This window comes from Streptosporangium sp. NPDC049248 (assembly GCF_040678965.1).
In the GTDB taxonomy this organism is placed as follows: domain Bacteria; phylum Actinomycetota; class Actinomycetes; order Streptosporangiales; family Streptosporangiaceae; genus Streptosporangium; species Streptosporangium fukuiense.
This window is the reverse complement of sequence record NZ_JBFAQY010000003.1, coordinates 21037-38100: the sequence shown is the minus strand read 5'-3', so window position 1 is coordinate 38100 and position 17064 is coordinate 21037. Positions and strand designations below refer to the sequence as shown.

General features: G+C 70.2%; 18 protein-coding genes and 3 tRNA genes. 11 read left to right on the top strand and 10 right to left on the bottom strand.

All coding sequences use genetic code 11. The annotated features are described in order from the left end of the window. Positions 1-154: 154 nt before the first annotated feature. Entirely contained in the window at positions 155-868 is a 714-nt protein-coding gene (locus AB0K21_RS06835) for a lysophospholipid acyltransferase family protein (RefSeq protein ID WP_364148459.1), read from the bottom strand. Positions 869-935: 67 nt separating this feature from the next. Between AB0K21_RS06835 and cofC the strand changes: the two genes are divergently transcribed. Then, the gene (gene cofC, locus AB0K21_RS06830) at positions 936-1631 is read left to right on the top strand and encodes a 2-phospho-L-lactate guanylyltransferase (RefSeq protein ID WP_364148456.1); all 696 of its coding nucleotides are present in this window, start codon (positions 936-938) and stop codon (positions 1629-1631) included. A 45-nt stretch (positions 1632-1676) separates the two neighbouring features. Continuing rightward, positions 1677-1883, top strand: a complete 207-nt coding sequence (locus AB0K21_RS06825; RefSeq protein ID WP_343982269.1) for a hypothetical protein — start codon at positions 1677-1679, stop codon at positions 1881-1883. Between the two features lie 190 nt (positions 1884-2073). On the opposite strand, the gene AB0K21_RS06820 is transcribed toward AB0K21_RS06825, so the two are convergent. The 4 genes from AB0K21_RS06820 to leuC all read right to left on the bottom strand — a co-directional run bounded on the left by AB0K21_RS06820 (position 2074) and on the right by leuC (position 4746). After that, on the bottom strand, positions 2074-2373 hold the full coding sequence (locus AB0K21_RS06820) for an HU family DNA-binding protein (RefSeq protein WP_030913604.1): 300 nt from the start codon (positions 2371-2373) through the stop codon (positions 2074-2076). Positions 2374-2536: 163 nt separating this feature from the next. Continuing rightward, positions 2537-2791, bottom strand: a complete 255-nt coding sequence (locus tag AB0K21_RS06815; protein ID WP_343982264.1) for a hypothetical protein — start codon at positions 2789-2791, stop codon at positions 2537-2539. Further along, a complete protein-coding gene (gene leuD / locus AB0K21_RS06810; protein ID WP_364148451.1) occupies positions 2770-3357 on the bottom strand; it encodes a 3-isopropylmalate dehydratase small subunit in 588 nt (195 codons plus the stop codon). The genes AB0K21_RS06815 and leuD overlap by 22 nt, the downstream gene beginning before the upstream one ends. A gap of 12 nt (positions 3358-3369) precedes the next feature. Further along, on the bottom strand, positions 3370-4746 hold the full coding sequence (leuC, locus tag AB0K21_RS06805) for a 3-isopropylmalate dehydratase large subunit (RefSeq protein ID WP_343982259.1): 1377 nt from the start codon (positions 4744-4746) through the stop codon (positions 3370-3372). Positions 4747-4816: 70 nt separating this feature from the next. Between leuC and AB0K21_RS06800 the strand changes: the two genes are divergently transcribed. Then, entirely contained in the window at positions 4817-5533 is a 717-nt protein-coding gene (locus AB0K21_RS06800) for an IclR family transcriptional regulator (RefSeq protein WP_030913609.1), read from the top strand. A 90-nt stretch (positions 5534-5623) separates the two neighbouring features. Further along, on the top strand, positions 5624-7363 hold the full coding sequence (locus AB0K21_RS06795) for a hypothetical protein (RefSeq protein ID WP_364148447.1): 1740 nt from the start codon (positions 5624-5626) through the stop codon (positions 7361-7363). A gap of 194 nt (positions 7364-7557) precedes the next feature. On the opposite strand, the gene AB0K21_RS06790 is transcribed toward AB0K21_RS06795, so the two are convergent. The 3 genes from AB0K21_RS06790 to AB0K21_RS06780 all read right to left on the bottom strand — a co-directional run bounded on the left by AB0K21_RS06790 (position 7558) and on the right by AB0K21_RS06780 (position 7853). Continuing rightward, positions 7558-7630 (bottom strand) — tRNA-Glu (locus AB0K21_RS06790). Positions 7631-7643: 13 nt separating this feature from the next. Beyond that, positions 7644-7719 (bottom strand) — tRNA-Glu (locus tag AB0K21_RS06785). A 62-nt stretch (positions 7720-7781) separates the two neighbouring features. Continuing rightward, positions 7782-7853 (bottom strand) — tRNA-Gln (locus AB0K21_RS06780). 174 nt (positions 7854-8027) lie between these two features. Between AB0K21_RS06780 and AB0K21_RS06775 the strand changes: the two genes are divergently transcribed. Beyond that, on the top strand, positions 8028-10007 hold the full coding sequence (locus tag AB0K21_RS06775) for a M3 family metallopeptidase (RefSeq protein WP_364148444.1): 1980 nt from the start codon (positions 8028-8030) through the stop codon (positions 10005-10007). A gap of 93 nt (positions 10008-10100) precedes the next feature. Then, complete coding sequence (locus AB0K21_RS06770; protein WP_364148441.1) at positions 10101-11798, top strand: carboxylesterase family protein; 1698 nt, start codon at positions 10101-10103, stop codon at positions 11796-11798. Positions 11799-12012: 214 nt separating this feature from the next. Here AB0K21_RS06770 and gltX read toward each other — a convergent pair whose 3' ends face one another. Together gltX and AB0K21_RS06760 are read right to left on the bottom strand one after the other, a co-directional pair. After that, positions 12013-13344: a glutamate--tRNA ligase gene (gltX, locus tag AB0K21_RS06765; protein WP_343978020.1), complete on the bottom strand. Its 1332-nt coding sequence runs from the start codon at positions 13342-13344 to the stop codon at positions 12013-12015. Between the two features lie 28 nt (positions 13345-13372). Further along, positions 13373-14149: a fumarylacetoacetate hydrolase family protein gene (locus AB0K21_RS06760; protein ID WP_343978017.1), complete on the bottom strand. Its 777-nt coding sequence runs from the start codon at positions 14147-14149 to the stop codon at positions 13373-13375. A 312-nt stretch (positions 14150-14461) separates the two neighbouring features. On the opposite strand from AB0K21_RS06760, the gene AB0K21_RS06755 reads away from it, so the two are divergent. Genes AB0K21_RS06755 through AB0K21_RS06735 form a run of 5 tightly spaced genes read left to right on the top strand, consistent with a single transcriptional unit; the run spans position 14462 to position 17061 of the window. Next, the gene (locus AB0K21_RS06755) at positions 14462-14914 is read left to right on the top strand and encodes an Asp23/Gls24 family envelope stress response protein (protein ID WP_343978023.1); all 453 of its coding nucleotides are present in this window, start codon (positions 14462-14464) and stop codon (positions 14912-14914) included. 53 nt (positions 14915-14967) lie between these two features. Beyond that, complete coding sequence (locus tag AB0K21_RS06750) at positions 14968-15546, top strand: hypothetical protein (protein ID WP_364148439.1); 579 nt, start codon at positions 14968-14970, stop codon at positions 15544-15546. Further along, positions 15543-15731 (top strand): hypothetical protein, encoded by a 189-nt coding sequence (locus tag AB0K21_RS06745; RefSeq protein WP_343969890.1) that lies wholly within the window; start codon positions 15543-15545, stop codon positions 15729-15731. Before AB0K21_RS06750 ends, AB0K21_RS06745 begins: the two co-directional genes overlap by 4 nt. Further along, a complete protein-coding gene (locus AB0K21_RS06740; protein ID WP_364148436.1) occupies positions 15728-16360 on the top strand; it encodes an Asp23/Gls24 family envelope stress response protein in 633 nt (210 codons plus the stop codon). The genes AB0K21_RS06745 and AB0K21_RS06740 overlap by 4 nt, the downstream gene beginning before the upstream one ends. Beyond that, positions 16357-17061, top strand: a complete 705-nt coding sequence (locus AB0K21_RS06735; RefSeq protein WP_343969896.1) for a DUF6286 domain-containing protein — start codon at positions 16357-16359, stop codon at positions 17059-17061. Before AB0K21_RS06740 ends, AB0K21_RS06735 begins: the two co-directional genes overlap by 4 nt. Positions 17062-17064: the final 3 nt, after the last annotated feature.

Genomic DNA, 17064 nt, shown 5'->3' with positions numbered 1-17064 from the left:
GGCTGGCGGAGAGGTGAAACGCCTGTGGAGCTGGTGTAGGACCTCAAGGGATTTCTCCTGGCGGGCGACCGGCGGTGATTCAGGAACTCTCACGGGCGACCGTGGGAATCCCCTCCCTTCGGGGAGGGGAGGATGTCAACACCGTACGCCGAAGTCAGTTGTCGGAAGGTCGCTTGAACGGCGCCTTGGGCGCCTTCTCCCCGCGGAGTTCGGCCAGCTGGGCCGTGATCGCCGACATGATCTCGGTCGTCGCGGAGCGCAGCACGTCGGCCTGGAGCGGCTGCCCCCGGTACTTCGACAGGTCGACCGGTGGCCCGGTCAGCACGCGGAAGGTCTTGCGCGGCAGCAGGCTGGGCCTTTTGGCACCGTACGGCAGGATCTCCTGGGCGCCCCAGTGCGCGACGGGGATCACCGGCGCGCCGGTCTCCAGCGCCAGCCTGGCCGCGCCGGTCTTGCCCTCCATCGGCCAGAAGTCCGGGTCGCGGGTGCAGGTACCCTCCGGATAGAACATCACGCACGCCCCCGCGGCGAACCGGCGCCGCGACTCCTCCAGCGAGCGTCCCGCGTCGGAGCTCCCCCGGTAGACGGGAATGACCTGGAGCGCCCTCAGCAGGGGGCCGAGCAGCGGCACCGAGAAGAGACCCGACTTGGCCAGGATCACCGGCCAGCGGCCGTTGTTGTAGAGGAAGTGCGAGATGAGGATCGGATCCAGCCACGACAGGTGGTTGGTCGCCACGATGATTCCGCCCGTCCTGGGCAACCGGTCGCTGCGACGCCAGTCCTTCTTGACCAGGAGCCACGAGATCGGCTTGACGATCGCGACGGCGAAGGCGACCCAGAATCGTGAGGGCCAGCCGGGGCGTCTCATGGGCTCCTCCGTATGAGCGGTTTGCGCACCAAGTCTCCCGGTTGGCTCCCCGAGATGTCGAGACGGGATGCTTAACGCTATGCCTGCTCAGGAAAGTTCCGCCTGGACCCTTGTCGTCCCGGTCAAGACGCTGGTCGCCGCCAAGACCCGCCTGTCTGCGGCGGCGGGCCCGCACCGGGCCGCGCTGGCCGTGGCGATCGCCTGCGACACCGTCGAGGCGGCGCTGAGGTGCGCGCTCGTCACGCGGGTGGTCGTGGTGACGGGTGACCCCGTGGCCGCCGAGGCGCTCGGCGGGGTCGGCGCGCACGTGGTCGGCGACCCGGAGGCGGGGCTGAACGCCGCCCTGCGGCACGGCGCCCTGGAGGCGGCCCGGCTGGCGCCCTGCGACGCCGTCGGCGCCCTCCAGGCCGACCTCCCCGCCCTCCGCCCCGCGGAGCTGGCCCGCGTGCTGACCGCCGCCGCGGAGTTCGACCAGATGTTCCTGCCCGACGCCTCCGAGATCGGCACGACCTTCTACGGCGTACGGCCCGGCACGCCGTTCACGCCGGGGTTCGGCGGCGAGTCGCGGGACCGGCACCTGCGGCGCGGCGCCAAGGAGCTCTGTGTGGCGGGCGTGGAGTCGGTCCGCCATGACGTGGACACCCCGGACGACCTCCGCCAGGCGCTGGTCCTGGGCGTCGGCCCCCGCACGCTGGCCATGGCGGAAAGGATCTCGGTGTCCGGCGGCCCTTCGCGGCCGGAGGAACGCGACAGGGATCGATAGTCCCGGGTTGGGGCGGGATTCCCGTCCGGGGGCTACCCTGGGCGTGTGCAGGCGACGGTGCGGAGCTTCGAGGAGGCGACCCGGTCGGGGTCGGTCTTCCTGGACGACGGGACCGAGATCCCGTTCGGCGCGGCGGCCTTCGACGCGGGGCCGCTCCGGCTGCTCAGGGCGGGTCAGCGGGTCAACATCGTCATGAACGGCGACGACGTCTCCTACATCACCCTCTCGACTTTCCCCGTACCCGGCCGGTGAGGCGGCCGGGTAACCGGCTTCCCCGGCGGTCCGAGCCGCGATCATCTCCGCGGCGCCCCGCCGACGAGTCCGTCGAACGTGGCGGAACACTTTTCGACGGCTCCGGCCGGGCGTCCCGATCCGGCGGCGCCGGTCGGAAAGCCGGACGCCCGGGCTCCCGCTTCGGGAGTCCGGGCGTCTACGCCGAGACCTATTTCTTCTTCGATGCCTTCTTGCCGCCGTTGTTGACGAGTTCCTTGAAGTCGGAACCGGGCCGGAATTTCGGCCCCCAACTCTCGGCGACGTGGATCTCGGCACCCGTCGAGGGGTTGCGGGCGGTGCGGGCCGGCTTGTGCACCATCTCAAAGGCACCGAACCCCGTGATCGAGACCTTGTCACCACTCGCGACGGTGGTCTGGATCGTGTCGAGCACCGCGTTCACGGCTTCGGTGGCCGTCTTCTTGTCGCCCACCCGATCCGCGATGGCGTCGACGAGTTCCTTTTTGTTCATAAGGTTGCTCCCCCTGCTTACCGATGTCCGGGAGTGGGTCACGGGGCAGAAAACCCGTCTCACCCGATTTGTCACGGCGAGGGGTCTCATCACAGATCTCTCATCAACGATCACGATGAGAAACCCCCTGCTCGCTTGAAATTAGGGGACGGAGCCGTATGACTCAATCACCTTCCGCAATGTTTCCAGTGCTCGGCGTATCTGAAACCACGACATCAATACTGAGAAGGAACAAATCAAGACGCCCTGTGGCGTGATCGAGGTCGCGCTTGGCCATATCGCAGATGGCCAGCAGGCGCCTGGTGAGACGTTTTCTCTCCTCGACGGAGACAGGCAGGGACCGGACGCGGCGGTGCGCCTCGCGCAGCCGCCACGCCAGCTCGTCTTCTGAACTCGTCAGACGGTCGTCGGCAGCCATGGCTGCCGACCATTCTCGTATGTCCCGATGGCGTCGGCGTTGCGCAGGGTCAGCCCGATGTCGTCCAGGCCCTCCATCAGCCGCCAGCGCGTGTAGTCGTCGATCTCGAAGGCAGCGACCTCCGTGCCCCAGCGGACCTGACGTCCTGCCAGGTCAACGGTTATCTCAAGGGTCGGGTCCGCCTCGACCGCGGCCTGCAGCGCCTCGACGATCTCGCCCGGCAGGACGACCGGGAGCAGGCCCATCTTGGTGGAATTATTACGGAAGATGTCTCCGAAACGGGCCGCGATCACGACGCGGAAGCCGTACTGCTGCAGGGCCCAGACCGCGTGCTCCCGGGAGGAGCCGGTGCCGAAGTCGGGGCCGGCCAGCAGGATCGAGGCGCCCTCGTGAACGGGGTCGTTCAGGACGAAGCCAGGGTCCTCGCGCCAGGCGGAGAACAGGCCGTTCTCGAACCCGGTCCTGCTGACCTGCTTGAGCCAGACGGCGGGGATGATCTGGTCGGTGTCCACGTTGCTGCGGCGCAGCGGCACGGCCCGGCCGGTGTGGGTGGTGAACGCTTCCATCGCGAGGGCTCCTTACAGGTCGGCGGGCGCGGTGAGTTTGCCGGTGACGGCGGTCGCGGCGGCGACCTGCGGGGACACGAGGTGGGTACGGCCACCCTTGCCCTGCCGCCCCTCGAAGTTGCGGTTGGAGGTCGAGGCGCTGCGCTCGCCGGGGGCGAGGGTGTCGGGGTTCATCCCCAGGCACATGGAACAGCCCGCCTCGCGCCATTCGGCGCCCGCGGCCTTGAAGACCTCGTGCAGCCCCTCCTGTTCGGCCTGGAGCTTGACCAGCATCGAACCGGGCACGATCAGCGTGCGCGTCACGACCTGGCGCCCGCGCAGCACCTCGGCCGCGGCGCGCAGGTCCTCCAGCCTGCCGTTGGTGCAGGAGCCCACGAAGACCGTGTCGACCTTGACCTCGCGGAGCGGGGTGCCCGCGGTCAGGCCCATGTACTCCAGGGCACGCGCGGCGGCGGCCGGGTCCTCGGTGTCCTCGGGACGGGGCACGGACGTGCCCAGCGGGGCGCCCTGACCCGGGTTGGTGCCCCAGGTGACGAACGGGGTCAGCGTCGCGGCGTCGATCTCCACGACGGTGTCGAAGACCGCGTCCTCGTCGCTGACCAGCGACCTCCAGTACTCGACCGCGGCGTCCCAGTCGGCGCCGGACGGCGCGTGCGGACGGCCCTTGAGGTATTCGAAGGTGGTCTCGTCCGGGGCGATCATGCCCGCACGGGCGCCCGCCTCGATGGACATGTTGCAGACCGTCATCCGGCCCTCCATGGAGAGCTTGCGGATGGCCTCGCCCCGGTACTCGACGATGTGGCCCTGGCCGCCGCCGGTGCCGATCTTGGAGATGATCGCCAGGATCAGGTCCTTGGCGGTGACGCCGGGGGGCAGCTCGCCGGAGACCTCGATGGCCATGGTCTTCGGCCGGTAGGCGGGCAGTGTCTGGGTGGCCAGCACGTGCTCCACCTCGGAGGTGCCGATGCCGAACGCGATGCCGCCGAAGGCGCCGTGGGTGGAGGTGTGAGAATCACCACACACGATCGTCATGCCGGGCTGGGTCAGGCCGAACTGCGGGCCGATGATGTGGACCACGCCCTGCCCCGCGTCGCCCATCGGGTGCAGCCGGACGCCGAACTCCGCACAGTTCTTGCGCAGCGTCTCCACCTGCGTCCGCGACACCAGGTCGTTGATCGGACCGCGTACGGTCGGGACGTTGTGGTCCTCGGTGGCGATGGTGAGGTCGGGCCGCCTGACGGGGCGACCCGCCATGCGCAGGCCGTCGAACGCCTGCGGGCTCGTGACCTCGTGAATGAGGTGAAGGTCGATGTAGAGCAGGTCGGGCTCTCCCTCCGCACGTCGCACGACGTGCTGCTCCCAGACCTTCTCCGCGAGCGTGCGGCCCATGTCGCCTCCTTGCGATCGGCTATCCCGCACCCACTTGCTTTCTCATATGTCGAGACGGCAGTATCGGTGTATGGACAACTCTAGCGGAGTCGGCGTACTGGACAAGGCCGTCCTCGTGCTCAACGCCCTTGAAGCCGGCCCGGCGTCCCTCGCACAGCTCGTCCACGCCACCGGCCTGGCCCGTCCCACCGCCCACCGGCTGGCCGTAGCCCTGGAGCACCACCGCATCGTCTCCCGCGACACCCAGGGTCGTTTCGTCCTGGGCCCCCGCCTGTCCGAGCTGTCCACCGCCGCCGGCGAGGACAGGCTGCTGGCCGTCGCCTCACCGGTTCTCACCCAGCTGAGGGACCTGACCGGGGAGAGCGCGCAACTCTACCGGCGGCAGGGTGACGAGCGGGTCTGCGTGGCCGCCGCCGAGCGTGCCAGCGGGCTGCGCGACACCGTACCGGTCGGCTCGGCCCTGCCGATGCTCGCGGGGTCCGCGGCGCAGATCCTGCTCGCCTGGGAGGAGCCCGACCGCCTGCACCGGGGCCTGCGCGGGGCCAAGTTCACCGCGGCCACGCTCGCGAGCGTGCGGCGCAGAGGCTGGGCGCACAGCGTCGGCGAGCGCGAGCAGGGTGTGGCCAGCGTCTCGGCGCCGATCAGGGGCGCGGGCGGCAAGGTGGTCGCCGCGGTGTCGGTCTCCGGCCCGATCGAGCGTCTGACCCGCACCCCCGGCAGGCTGCACGCCGCCCCCGTGGTCACCGCCGCCGAGCGGATCACCGAGTCGATGCGCCGCGCCAACTGACCTCCGCGGCGACTGACACCGAGCGACCTGTGGGCGATCTGTGGGCGATATGAGGAGGCGAGCACCCCTGCGGCCCCCTAGGCTGGGCAGGTGACAGATCGCATCGAGGCAGCCGCGGCTGAACTGCGTCCCCTGCTCCAGAACTTCATCCTGTGGGCGCGTGAGAACGCGCCCGGCAGCGATTCCAACCTGGTCGGCTCTGTCGCGCTGTGGCACCGGCTGATCGCCTCCGACGACGTCGGCCGGTGGAGGCAGTCCGACCTGCGCACGGTTCTCCTCGATCGGATGCCCCAGGTCGTCGAGGACCCGGACGCCGCCGCCGACGGCATGGTGCCCGCGGTCCGCGCCTATCTGACCTTCCTGTCGGAGTCCGACCGCCTGGCCAAGGGCTCCGCGCCGCTGGGGGACCTGCTCGCCGAGCTCGACCGCCTCGAGGACGACTTCGTCGACGCCATGGAGGATCTCGTCGTCGAGGAGGACGAGGACGACGAGTACGACGAGGAGGAGTCCGAGGGGCTCGGTGACTTCGAGCCGTTCGCCGACGAGCTCTCCGAGCTGCCGACGATCAGGCTCCGCCCGGACTCCGAGCTGGCCGAGGCCACCCGCAGGACACCCCTGATCTCCAAGGCCCGCGACCTCGCGATCTGGGTCGGCTCGGAGCGCCGGGTGGGCGAGACGAGCCTGCTCGACGACGCCGAGATCACCGAGGCCCTGGCCGTCCTCGGCATCCCGGTTCCCGAGAAGGGCGACAAGTCGCTGGCCGACTCCGTCCCCGCGCTCTGGAACATCTGGAACCTCGCGATCGACCTCGACTTCCTCCAGCCCGAGGGGGAGGACACGGTCAGCATCGACGCCGACACCGCGGAGTGGCCCTTCGAGGAGGACGACGACGCCCTGGACGCGTGGATGGCCGGTCTGCACTCCATCGACTACGGCGACCCGGAGCTGGCGGACGAGGAGGCCACGATCGCCCTGTCCGGGCTGACCAGGGCGCTGCTGGTCCGGGTGCTGCTGGCGACCGGCTCCAAGCCGCTGGCCGAGCTCCGCACCGAGCTGGCCGAGGCCGCCGCCGAGTACGACGACCTGGGCGCGGAGGCCTGGGCCGCCGCCACCGCGCAGTACGGCGACCCGCTCAACCCGGTGCTCGACTGGCTGGCCGGGTACGGCATGGTCGAGGTCGAGCACGACCAGGTGCGGCTGACCCCGCTCGGCATGGAGGGCGTGGTCCACCTCGTGGACGAGGCCGACATCGAGCTGGACGCCCGGCCCGCCATCGACGCGATGACGGCCCTGGACCTGCTCTCCTTCGGCTCCGAGCTGCCCGAGGAGGAGGCGGACGCCGAGTTCGAGGCCTGGATGGAGCTGCGCGCCCCCGAGCAGGCCGCCAGGGACCTGCTGGAGGCCGCGGCCGAGGACGACGCGAACGCGCTGATCCGGGTCCAGGCGGCCAGCATGGTCGGCTCGCTCGGCGAGGTGGCCGTCCCCGCCTGGCGGGAGGCCCTCGACGAGCCGTCCCTGCGCCCGTACGCGGCCACCCACCTGGCCCAGCTGGGTGTCGAGGACGCTCCCACGCCCACCCAGGCCGACACCCACTGGCTGATCCTCGACATGCTGACCATCTCCGCCGGCCTGGGCCGTCCCGAGTTCGTCAGCAGCCTGGACGACATCGGCAACGTGCCGAACCTGGTCAGCCTGCTCGAAGTGATCTGGAAGGTGCCGCACCCGCACCTGGAGGAGCTGCTGGAGGCGATCGGCAAGGCGCATCCGGACAAGCAGGTGGGCAAGGCCGCCAAGCGCGCCCTGTTCAAGGCCCGCTCGGGGCAGAACTAGGAACGGAACCGGAAAGGGACGGGGCGCCGCCCCGTCCCTTTCCGGTTCCACCGCGGCAGGAGCGTTCAGGCGTCACCTGGCCGTACACCGGGAGTGGAAGGCGATCTGAGAGATTCACCTGTCAGGCGGGCTTCATATGCCCCTGAAACGACAAAAACCCCCGGGAACCGTTGCTCCCGGGGGTTTCGCACTTGTAGCCCCGACCGGATTCGAACCGGCGCTACCGCCTTGAGAGGGCGGCGTCCTAGGCCACTAGACGACGGAGCCTTGCGAGAGACAGTGGTAGTCCCGACCGGATTCGAACCGGCGCTACCGCCTTGAGAGGGCGGCGTCCTGGGCCACTAGACGACGGGACCCTACACACTGTCATCAGATTCGGAGGGAGCCGAATCTGCGGCATCTTCCTGAGAAGATGCAGCTGGGGTACCAGGACTCGAACCTAGAACAACTGAACCAGAATCAGCCGTGTTGCCAATTACACCATACCCCACCGCGCTGGACTCCCTTGCGGGACTCGCTGGCGCCTCCGAAAGAATAGCCCAGGTTGGGGGTCAAGACCAAAACGATTGCCGGCGGCCGAATCGCGGTATCACCGGGCTGCCGCAACGAAGGTCGGTTGTGTAACCCTGCTGAGAGATCCGTCCACCCGAGAGGAGTCCCAGCCTTGGCCGAGAACCCGTTCTTCGAACCCAGCACGCTGCCGTACGGGCTGCCGCCGTTCGCCCTGATCAGGGAGGAGCACTACCTTCCCGCCTTCGAACGTGGCATGGCCGAGCAGCTGCGCGAGGTGCGGGAGATCGCCGACAACCCGGAGCCCGCGACGTTCGGCAACACGATCGAGGCCCTGGAGCGCTCGGGCCGGATTCTCAAGCGGACCGTGACCGTCTTCAGCAGCATCTCCGCCTCCGACACGACCGACGGCATCCGGGAGATCGAGACCCAGGTCTCCCCCCGGCTGACCCAGCACGCCGACTCCATCCGCCTGGACCGCTCCCTGTACGCCCGGATCAGACAGGTGGCCACCGACGACCCCGAGGAGGCGTGGCTGCTGCAGAAGTACCGCGTCGACTTCGTCAGGGCCGGCGCGGACCTGTCCGAGGACGACCAGGATCGCCTCAGGGCGCTCAACGAGGAACTGACCAGGCTCGCCACGACCTTCTCCCAGAACCTGCTCACGGCCTCCACGGCCTCCGCGCTGGTCGTCGAGGACGTCAAGCTGCTGGACGGGCTCGCCGAGAGCACGATCAAGGCGATCGAGAAGGACGGCAGGTACGTCCTGCCGCTGTTCAACTACACCAACCAGCCCGCGCTGGCCGAGCTGACCGACCGGGAGACCCGCAGGAGGCTGTACGAGCTGTCCGTCGGCCGGGCGCCGGAGAACTTCGAGCTGGCGGCCAGGATGGCGGCGCTCCGCGCCGAGCGGGCGGCCCTGCTCGGCTTTCCCGACCACGCCGCCTACTCCGTCGCCGACCAGACCGCCAAGACCACCGACGCCGTCGAGGAGATGCTCGGCAAGCTGGTGGGCCCCGCGGTGGCCAACGCCCGCCGGGAGGCCGAGGCGCTGAGCGAGCAGGCCGGCTTCCCCCTGGAGCCGTGGGACTGGTCCTTCTACGCCGAACGGGTGCGCAAGGCCCGCTACGACTTCGACGCCGCCGACCTTCGCCCCTACTTCGAGCTGGACCGGGTGCTGCGGGACGGTGTCTTCCACGCCGCCGGCGAGCTGTACGGGATCACCTTCGCCGACCGGGACGACCTGGCCGGGTACCACCCGGACGTCCGGGTCTTCGAGGTGTCCGACGCGGACGGCTCACCGCTCGGCCTGTTCCTGTTCGACCCGTACGCCCGGCCGACCAAGCGCGGCGGCGCCTGGATGAACAACCTGGTCACCCAGTCGCACCTGTTCGGCGAGCTGCCCGTGGTGATGAACAACCTCAACATCACCAAGCCCTCCGAGGGTCCGACGCTCCTGACGTTCGAGGAGGTCAACACCGCCTTCCACGAGTTCGGCCACGCCCTGCACGGCCTCTTCTCCGACGTGCGCTTCCCCCGGGTCTCCGGCACCGACGTGCCGCGCGACTTCGTGGAGTACCCCTCGCAGGTCAACGAGATGTGGGCCACCTGGCCCTCGGTCCTCGCCAACTTCGCCAGGCACCACGAGACCGGTGAGCCGGTACCCGCGGAGCTCCTGGAGAAGATGAGGGCCGCGGAGAAGTTCAACCAGGGCTTCGCCACCGTCGAGTATCTCGCGGCGGCGCTGCTGGACTGGGCCTGGCACAGGCTGGCCGCGGGCGAGACCGTCGAGGACGCCGAGGCGTTCGAGAACGCGGCCCTGGAGCGCGCCGGGATCGCCTACGACCTGGTCCGCACCCGCTATCGGACCAACTACTTCGCGCACATCTTCGTCAGCGGGGTGGGCGGCTACAGCGCCGGCTACTACTCCTACATCTGGAGCGAGGTGCTGGACGCCGAGAGCGTCGACTGGTTCACCGAGAACGGTGGCCTGACCCGCGGCAACGGCGACCACTTCCGCTCCACCCTGCTGTCGGTCGGCGGCTCGCGGGACGTGATGGACGCCTTCCGCGACTTCCGCGGCCGCGACCCGCGTATCGAGCCCCTGCTGAAGCGCCGCGGCCTGCTGGTTTAGCCCTTCCTCCCGCTGTGGGGTGCGGGAAACCGCACCCCACCCGGGTACGTGCCCTCAATGCGCTTCGCACGGGCGGTACGCACACTGAACATCGTGAAACGACCATGGAAATGGAACATGACGGGCGCCGCGCTCGTATCCGGCCTGGCCTGTGCCCTGCTGCTGGTACCGGGGGCCGCGGGAGCCGGGGCCGCGGCGGCACCCGCCGGCACCGCGCCGCCGGGGGGCGCGGCGCCGGCCACCGCGGGCGGCGCGAACCCGATGACGGTACGTACCGACTCAGGATGGGTGCGGGGCAGGGCCGGTAAGGATCACCTGTCCTTCCAGGGCATCCCGTACGCCGCGCCACCTGTCGGTGAGCTGCGCTGGCGGTCGCCGCGGGCCGTCACCCCGTGGCAGGGAGTGCGCGACGCCACCGCGCCGGGCGACCGGTGCGCGCAGACCGCCGACATCTGGGGCCTGCCGGGAAGCGAGGCGGAGGACTGCCTCTACCTCGATGTGACCGCCCCCGCGGGCGGCAAGCGGCCCAGGCCGGTCATGGTGTGGCTGCACGGCGGGAGCCTCACCAAGGGGGCCGGCAGCGACTACGACGCCCGCAGGCTGGCCGTGCGGGGCGATGTCGTGGTGGTGACGGTCAACTACCGGCTGGGCGTCTTCGGGTTCTTCGGGTATCCCGGGCTGGAGAACCCGGGAGCGTTCGGGATCGAGGACCAGCAGGCGGCGCTGCGCTGGGTGCGGCGCAACGCGGCGGCGTTCGGCGGCGACCCGCGCAACGTCACGCTGTTCGGCGAGTCGGCGGGGGCGCACTCGGTGTGCGCGCAGCTCGCCTCCCCCTCCGCGGCGGGTCTGTTCCACCGGGCGATCACCCAGAGCACCCCGTGCGGGACCGGGACCTTCGAGGGCACCGCGCTGCGGCCGGTCCTGGACATCCCGCTCTGGGTGCCCCGGGCCGCCCACGACGGCCACGGACAGGCTCTGGCCGCCGCGCTGGGGTGCGCGGACCCCCAGACCGCGCTCGCCTGCCTGCGGGACAAGCCGGTGGCCGACCTGCTGGCCCAGCAGCCGCTCCCGTTGCCCGCGTACGGTAACGCGGTGCTGCCCGAGGATCCCTCGAAGGTGTTCGAGGAGGGCCGCTTCCACCGCGTGCCCATGTTGACGGGCATCACCAGGGACGAGGGCACGCTGTTCACGTCGCTGCTGTTCCCGCCGATGACGGCCGGGGAGTACGAGTCCGCGGTCAACGGGAAGTTCGGCGCCGCGGGATCGGACGTGCTCGCCGAGTATCCGCCGGACGCCCACGGCGGCTCACCCCTTCAGACGGTGGCGGCCGTCATGAGCGACCTGGACTGGGCCTGGCCCGCACGCGACACGGACCTGCTGCTCGCCCGGCACGTGCCGACCTTCTCCTACGAGTTCACCGACCGTACGGCGCCCGAGCTCTTCCCGTTGCCCAACGGGATCAGGCCGCTCGCCTCGCACGGCTCCGAGCTGTCGTTCCTCTTCGGGGTCGGCTGGGAGTCCGCCCCGCTCACCCCCGAGCAGCGGCGGCTCGGCGACACGATGATCGACTACTGGTCCAGGTTCGCCGCCGCCGGCGACCCGAACCGGCCGGGACTGCCCGTCTGGAAGCGCGTGCGTCCCGGACACGGCACGCCGTACGTGCAGGAGCTGTCCCCGGGACGGGACGGTATCAGGCCCTTCGACCGCGCCTCGGCCCACAACCTCGGCTTCTGGGACGAGCTCGCCGGGCGGGGCACGAAGCAGGGACGTCCCTCGGGCTCCCCGTCCTGAGGTCCTTCCCGTGGCCGCGGTCACGGGAGAAAGTGGTGGCCCGCCCGGGGCAGAGACCAGGGCGGGCCGTCATCCTTTTCAGGCCGTGCAGGCCATGCAGGCCGGAAGCCTCTCCAGAGCCCCGGGCTCGGCCGGGCCTGGGACCTCTTTCTCTTCCGGGCCCCTCGAGACATCCGATCGGGTGCGAAAGCCCGCTCGAAGCCGCGAAGCCCGATCAGGCCTTGAGCCTCGCGAGGGCGGCACGGAGACGCTCGATGGAGCGCTCACGACCGAGGACCTCGATCGACTCGAACAGCGGCAGGCCCACGGTCCGGCCGGTGACGGCGACGCGTACGGGCGCCTGGGCCTTGCCGAGCTTGAGACCCTGTTCGAGGCCGACCTCCTCCAGCGCGGTCTTCAGCGACTCGGGATCCATGTCGACCGTCTCCATACGGTCGAGGTAGCCGGTGAGGATCTCCACGGCGGAGTTCTTCATGGCCTTGTCCCACGACGCCTGGTCGAAGACGGGCTCGTCCAGGAAGAGGAAGTCCACGTTCGCGGTGATCTCGGACAGGACCGCGATGCGGGTCTGGGCGAGTTCGGCGACCTTGGCGAAGGTCTCGCGGTCCCAGCTCGGGTCCAGCCACGGCTCGCAGCGGGTGACGAACTCCGCCAGGGGCAGCGCCCTGATGTACTCGCCGTTGAACGCGCGGAGCTTCTTCTCGTCGAAGAAGGCCGGGGAGGGGTTGACGTCCTCCAGCCTGAACAGCGGCACCATCTCCGACCAGGGCATGATCTCCCGGTCGTCGCCGGGGCCCCAGCCGAGCAGCATCAGGTAGTTGACCATCGCCTCGGCCAGGTAGCCCTCCTCGCGGTAGGACTCCAGGGCGACCTTGTCGCGGCGCTTGGACAGCTTCTGGCGCTTCTCGTTGACGATGACCGGCACATGCGCCCAGGTGGGCGGTGCGACGCCGAGCGCCTCCCAGAGCAGCTGCTGCTTGGGGGTGTTGGACAGGTGCTCCTCGGCGCGGACCACGTGGCTGATCCGCATCTCGACGTCGTCGACGACGTTGGCCAGCACGAAGAGCGGGGAGCCGTCGCCGCGCGCGATGACGAAGTCCTCCATCGCGTTGTTGGGGAACTCGACGGTGCCGCGGACCAGGTCGGAGATCACGGTGACGCCCTCGTCGGGGGTGCGGAAGCGGACCGCGCCCTCGGACAGGCCCCGGTCGCGGCAGAAGCCGTCGTAGCCCTGGTGCTCGGACCCGGTACGGGCCTTGACCTCGTCGCGGGTGCACGTGCAGTAGTAGGCCCGGCCCTCGGCCAGCAGCCTGGCCGCGGCCTCGCGGTGCTGCTTCTCGTACGAGGACTGGAAGTAGGGTCCCTCGAAGGCCGGGGCGCCGTCGTTGATCCCGATCCAGGCCAGCGCCGAGATGATGCCCTCGGTCCATTCCGGCCGGTTGCGGGCGGCGTCGGTGTCCTCGATGCGGAGCACGAACCTGCCGCCGGCCCTCTCGGCCAGGGCCCAGTTGAACAGCGCGGAGCGGGCGCCGCCGACATGGAACATGCCGGTCGGCGAGGGGGCGAAACGAACCCTAATCACGGGAGACCACCCGGTTGCTGAGAGTGCCGATTCCTTCGATGAAGACGCTGACCTCGTCGCCGACGCTGAGCGGGCCGACCCCTTCCGGCGTCCCGGTGAGGATGACGTCGCCGGGGATCAGGGTCATGACCGCGCTCACGTGGGCGATCAGCGCGGGGATGTCGTACATGAGCTTGGAGGTACGCGAGCTCTGCTTGACCTCGCCGTTCACGGACGTGACGATGCCGACGTCGCTCGGGTCGAGCTCGGTCTGGATCCACGGGCCGAGCGGGCAGAACGTGTCGAAGCCCTTGGCCCGGGTGAACTGGACGTCCTTCTTCTGCAGATCCCGCGCCGTGACGTCGTTGGCGCAGGTGTAGCCGAAGATGACCTCGTGGGCCCGTTCCCGGGGCACCTCCCGGCAGAGCCTGCCGATCACCACCGCCAGCTCTCCCTCGTAGTCGACCCGCCGGGACAGGGTCGTCGGGTAGGCGATGGCCTCACCCGAGCCGATCACCGAGGTCGACGGCTTGAGGAAGACCAGTGGCTCGTCGGGGACCTCGCCGCCCATCTCGTGGGCGTGGTCGGCGTAGTTCTTGCCGATCGCGACGACCTTGCTGGGCAGCATGGGCGCGACCAGCTTGACCTGGGAGAGCGAGTGACGCTCACCGGTGAACTGGATCGGCCCGAACGGATGACCGGAGATCGCGGAGACGAACTCCTCCCCTGGGCCACCCTCGACCACCCCGAACCCGACACCGTCTCCTGTGGAGAACCTCGCTATACGCACACGACAAGGCTAGTAGGGCTCGGGGTCTCGGCTGACCGCACCCGCGTCTCCGGGAGGTTCGTGCCCCCGCCCGACCGGTCCCTCCACCACACTGCCGAGCCCTCTGGGCTATATACAGCCAAAAATACCTATAAAGGCCATTTTCCCGATACGACCATGATTGAGTTAAAAATAAGTATGTCATGGTTAGTGGCAATATGAGGGGTATGACCGTTTCTGTCAGCACCGGGGAGGCCAGCAGAAGGTCTTCCCTCGGGGGAAGGAACGGACGTGACTGAAGCCAGCACGGCGAACAGGCTCAAGGGCGAAGAGATGCCTGTGCCCCGGGCACGCACCGACAGCCCCGGGTCCCAGGGTGGCCTGGTCACTCCCAAGGGAACCACCACCATCGAGAGCGGCGTCGTAGCGAAGATCGCGGGCCTGGCGGCCAGGGAGATTCCCGGCGTGCACAACATGGGCGCGAGCACCGCGCGAGCCATAGGCGCGGTACGCGGCATGGTCGGCGTCGACCAGAACATCACCCAGGGGGTCTCCGTCGAGGTGGGCGAGCGTCAGGCCGCCGCCGACCTCGAAGTGGTCGTCGAGTACGGCATGGCCATTCCCGACCTGGCCGCCGCCGTACGCCGCAACGTGATCACGGCGATCGAGCGCATGTGCGGGCTCGAGGTCACCGAGGTCAACATCAAGGTCTCCGACGTCCACATGCCCGGCCAGGACAAGGACTCCGCGGAGGAGTCGTCCGAGCCGGGGCCGCGCGTCCAGTGAGAGATCCGGCGCGCGGGCCCGGGGATCCGGCCCGCGAGGAGACGACGCGTCCGGTGACGGCGGGGTCCGGCCACCGGATGGCCGCGCCCGCGAACGACCCGGGCGATCCGGCCCGCCGGCCGCCCACCTCGGCCCCGGCGACCGCCGCGCCCACGCACGGACCGGAGCATCCGACCCCGGCGACCGCCATGCCCGCGCACAGGCCGGAGCACCCGGTCCACCCGCCCGCCACCCAGGCCCCGGCCGGGGCCGTACCCGCCCAGAGACCACGGGCCCCGGCCCGCACGACGGCCGCCGCACCGGGCGAGACGGGTCCGCCCCGCGAGGAACCGGCCACGGCCGCCGAGCGGGAACCGGTCCGCCGGGGGGCGGGTCTCGCGCACGGGATAGCCGACGCCGTACGGCGCTGCCCCGATGTCGTCGACCTCTCGGGCGGCCCGTTCGGGACGGTGGCGACCTACCTGCCCGGCGAGAGGGTGTCCGGCGTCGCGCTGCACGAGGACGGGATCGAGATCTCGGTGGTCGTCAGGCTGGGGCGCCCGCTGCCGGAGATCGCCGACGAGGTACGTGCGGCGGTCGCCCCGCTGGCGGATGACCTGCCGGTGAATGTCCATATCGGAGGTTTGACATGAACAATTTCCCAGTGTGGTCCGTGCTCGGCACGATCGTCGGCGTTCTGCTGGGCTTCGCCGGAGCCTTCGGCGGCTTCTGGGCGTTCCTGCTGGTGCTGGTGCTCGGTGCCATCGGATTCCTGCTCGGCCACTTCGCCGAGGTCGGCGAGGTCAACCTGTCCAGGATCTCGGCGAGACGGCGATGAACACCCCCGTCGAACACCGCGCCTCCTCCTCGGAAACGGCCGCGGACTCAGGCGGCCTGCCCGCCGAGCGGGCGGGCTCCGCCCCCGCCGGAACCGGGCGGTCCGCGCCACCCGCCGTACCCGCCCAGCCGTCACAGCGGGCCGTACCGGCCGAACTGCGTGGCAGAACCGACATATCCGACCGGGTGGTGTCGCGTATCGCGGCCGGTGCGGCCAGGGAGGTGGCACGGGTGCGGAAGGTCGGCGAGCGTGGACCGCTGTCCCTCCGCGGAGGCACCCGCGCCGCCGTCGACGGCACGCTCGCGACGCTCCGGCTGGACGTGACCATGGAGTACCCGGCCCCGATCCGCGAGGTGGCCGACGAGGTCCGGCGTCACGTCGCCGAACGGGTCACGACGCTGACCGGCATGGACGTCGGCCACATCGACATCGACGTCACCAACGTGATCCGCGCTCCGGAGAGCCCGCCCGAGACCTCGTACGAGGTCTCGCGTGAGACCTCACCTGAGACCTCGTACGAGACCTCGCCCGAGACCTCGGGGGCCGAAGGCGGGAGCCGGCCCGACTTCCGGACACCGGACGCGGCGGCCCACGGGACCGACGTCCCGTCGCGGGAGGAGGGGCGATGACCTCCCAGACCCCCGACCCGGCCGAGTCCTTCTCCGGCAATGTCTCCGAAGTCTCCGAGACGGGGCCGACCGAGGAGATTCCGGCCGCACCCGGCGCGGCGTCCGTGGCGCCGTCCGCGCCGCGGGCACCCGACGAGGTGGTGAGGAACGCCTCCGCCGACCGGGCGGCGGTCAGAGCCTTCCGCCCGCGCCGGGTGATCCCCGCCGTCATCACCGCCGTGGTGATGACGGCGATCGGCGTCCTGGTGGCGCTGGAGGTCATCTCCGCCCTGGTGGGCCACCCGCTGCGCCTGCTGCCCTACGACCGGATGCTCACCTGGGCGTCGTCGACGCCGTGGAGCGACCGGCAGGTGATGGCGGGCGCGGGCCTGGTCGGCCTGCTGGGCCTGCTGCTGGTGCTGTTCGCGCTCATCCCGGGGCGGCCCACGCTGATCCCGGTGCGGACGGGCGACAAAGACCTGGTCATCGGCATGCAGCGCCGGGGCTTCGCCCGGTCACTGGCCCACGCGGCCGAGCGGGTGCGGGGAGTGGACCAGGCCAAGGTACGGCTGGTGGGAAAGACCGTCCGAGTGGACGCCCACAGCGCCGTCCGGGACACCACCGGACTGGCCGACGCCGTACGGGAGGCGGTGACCGCGCGGATCGCCGCGCTCTCCCCCGTCTGGCACCATCCCGTCCACGTGCACCTGCGAGGGAAGTGAGCG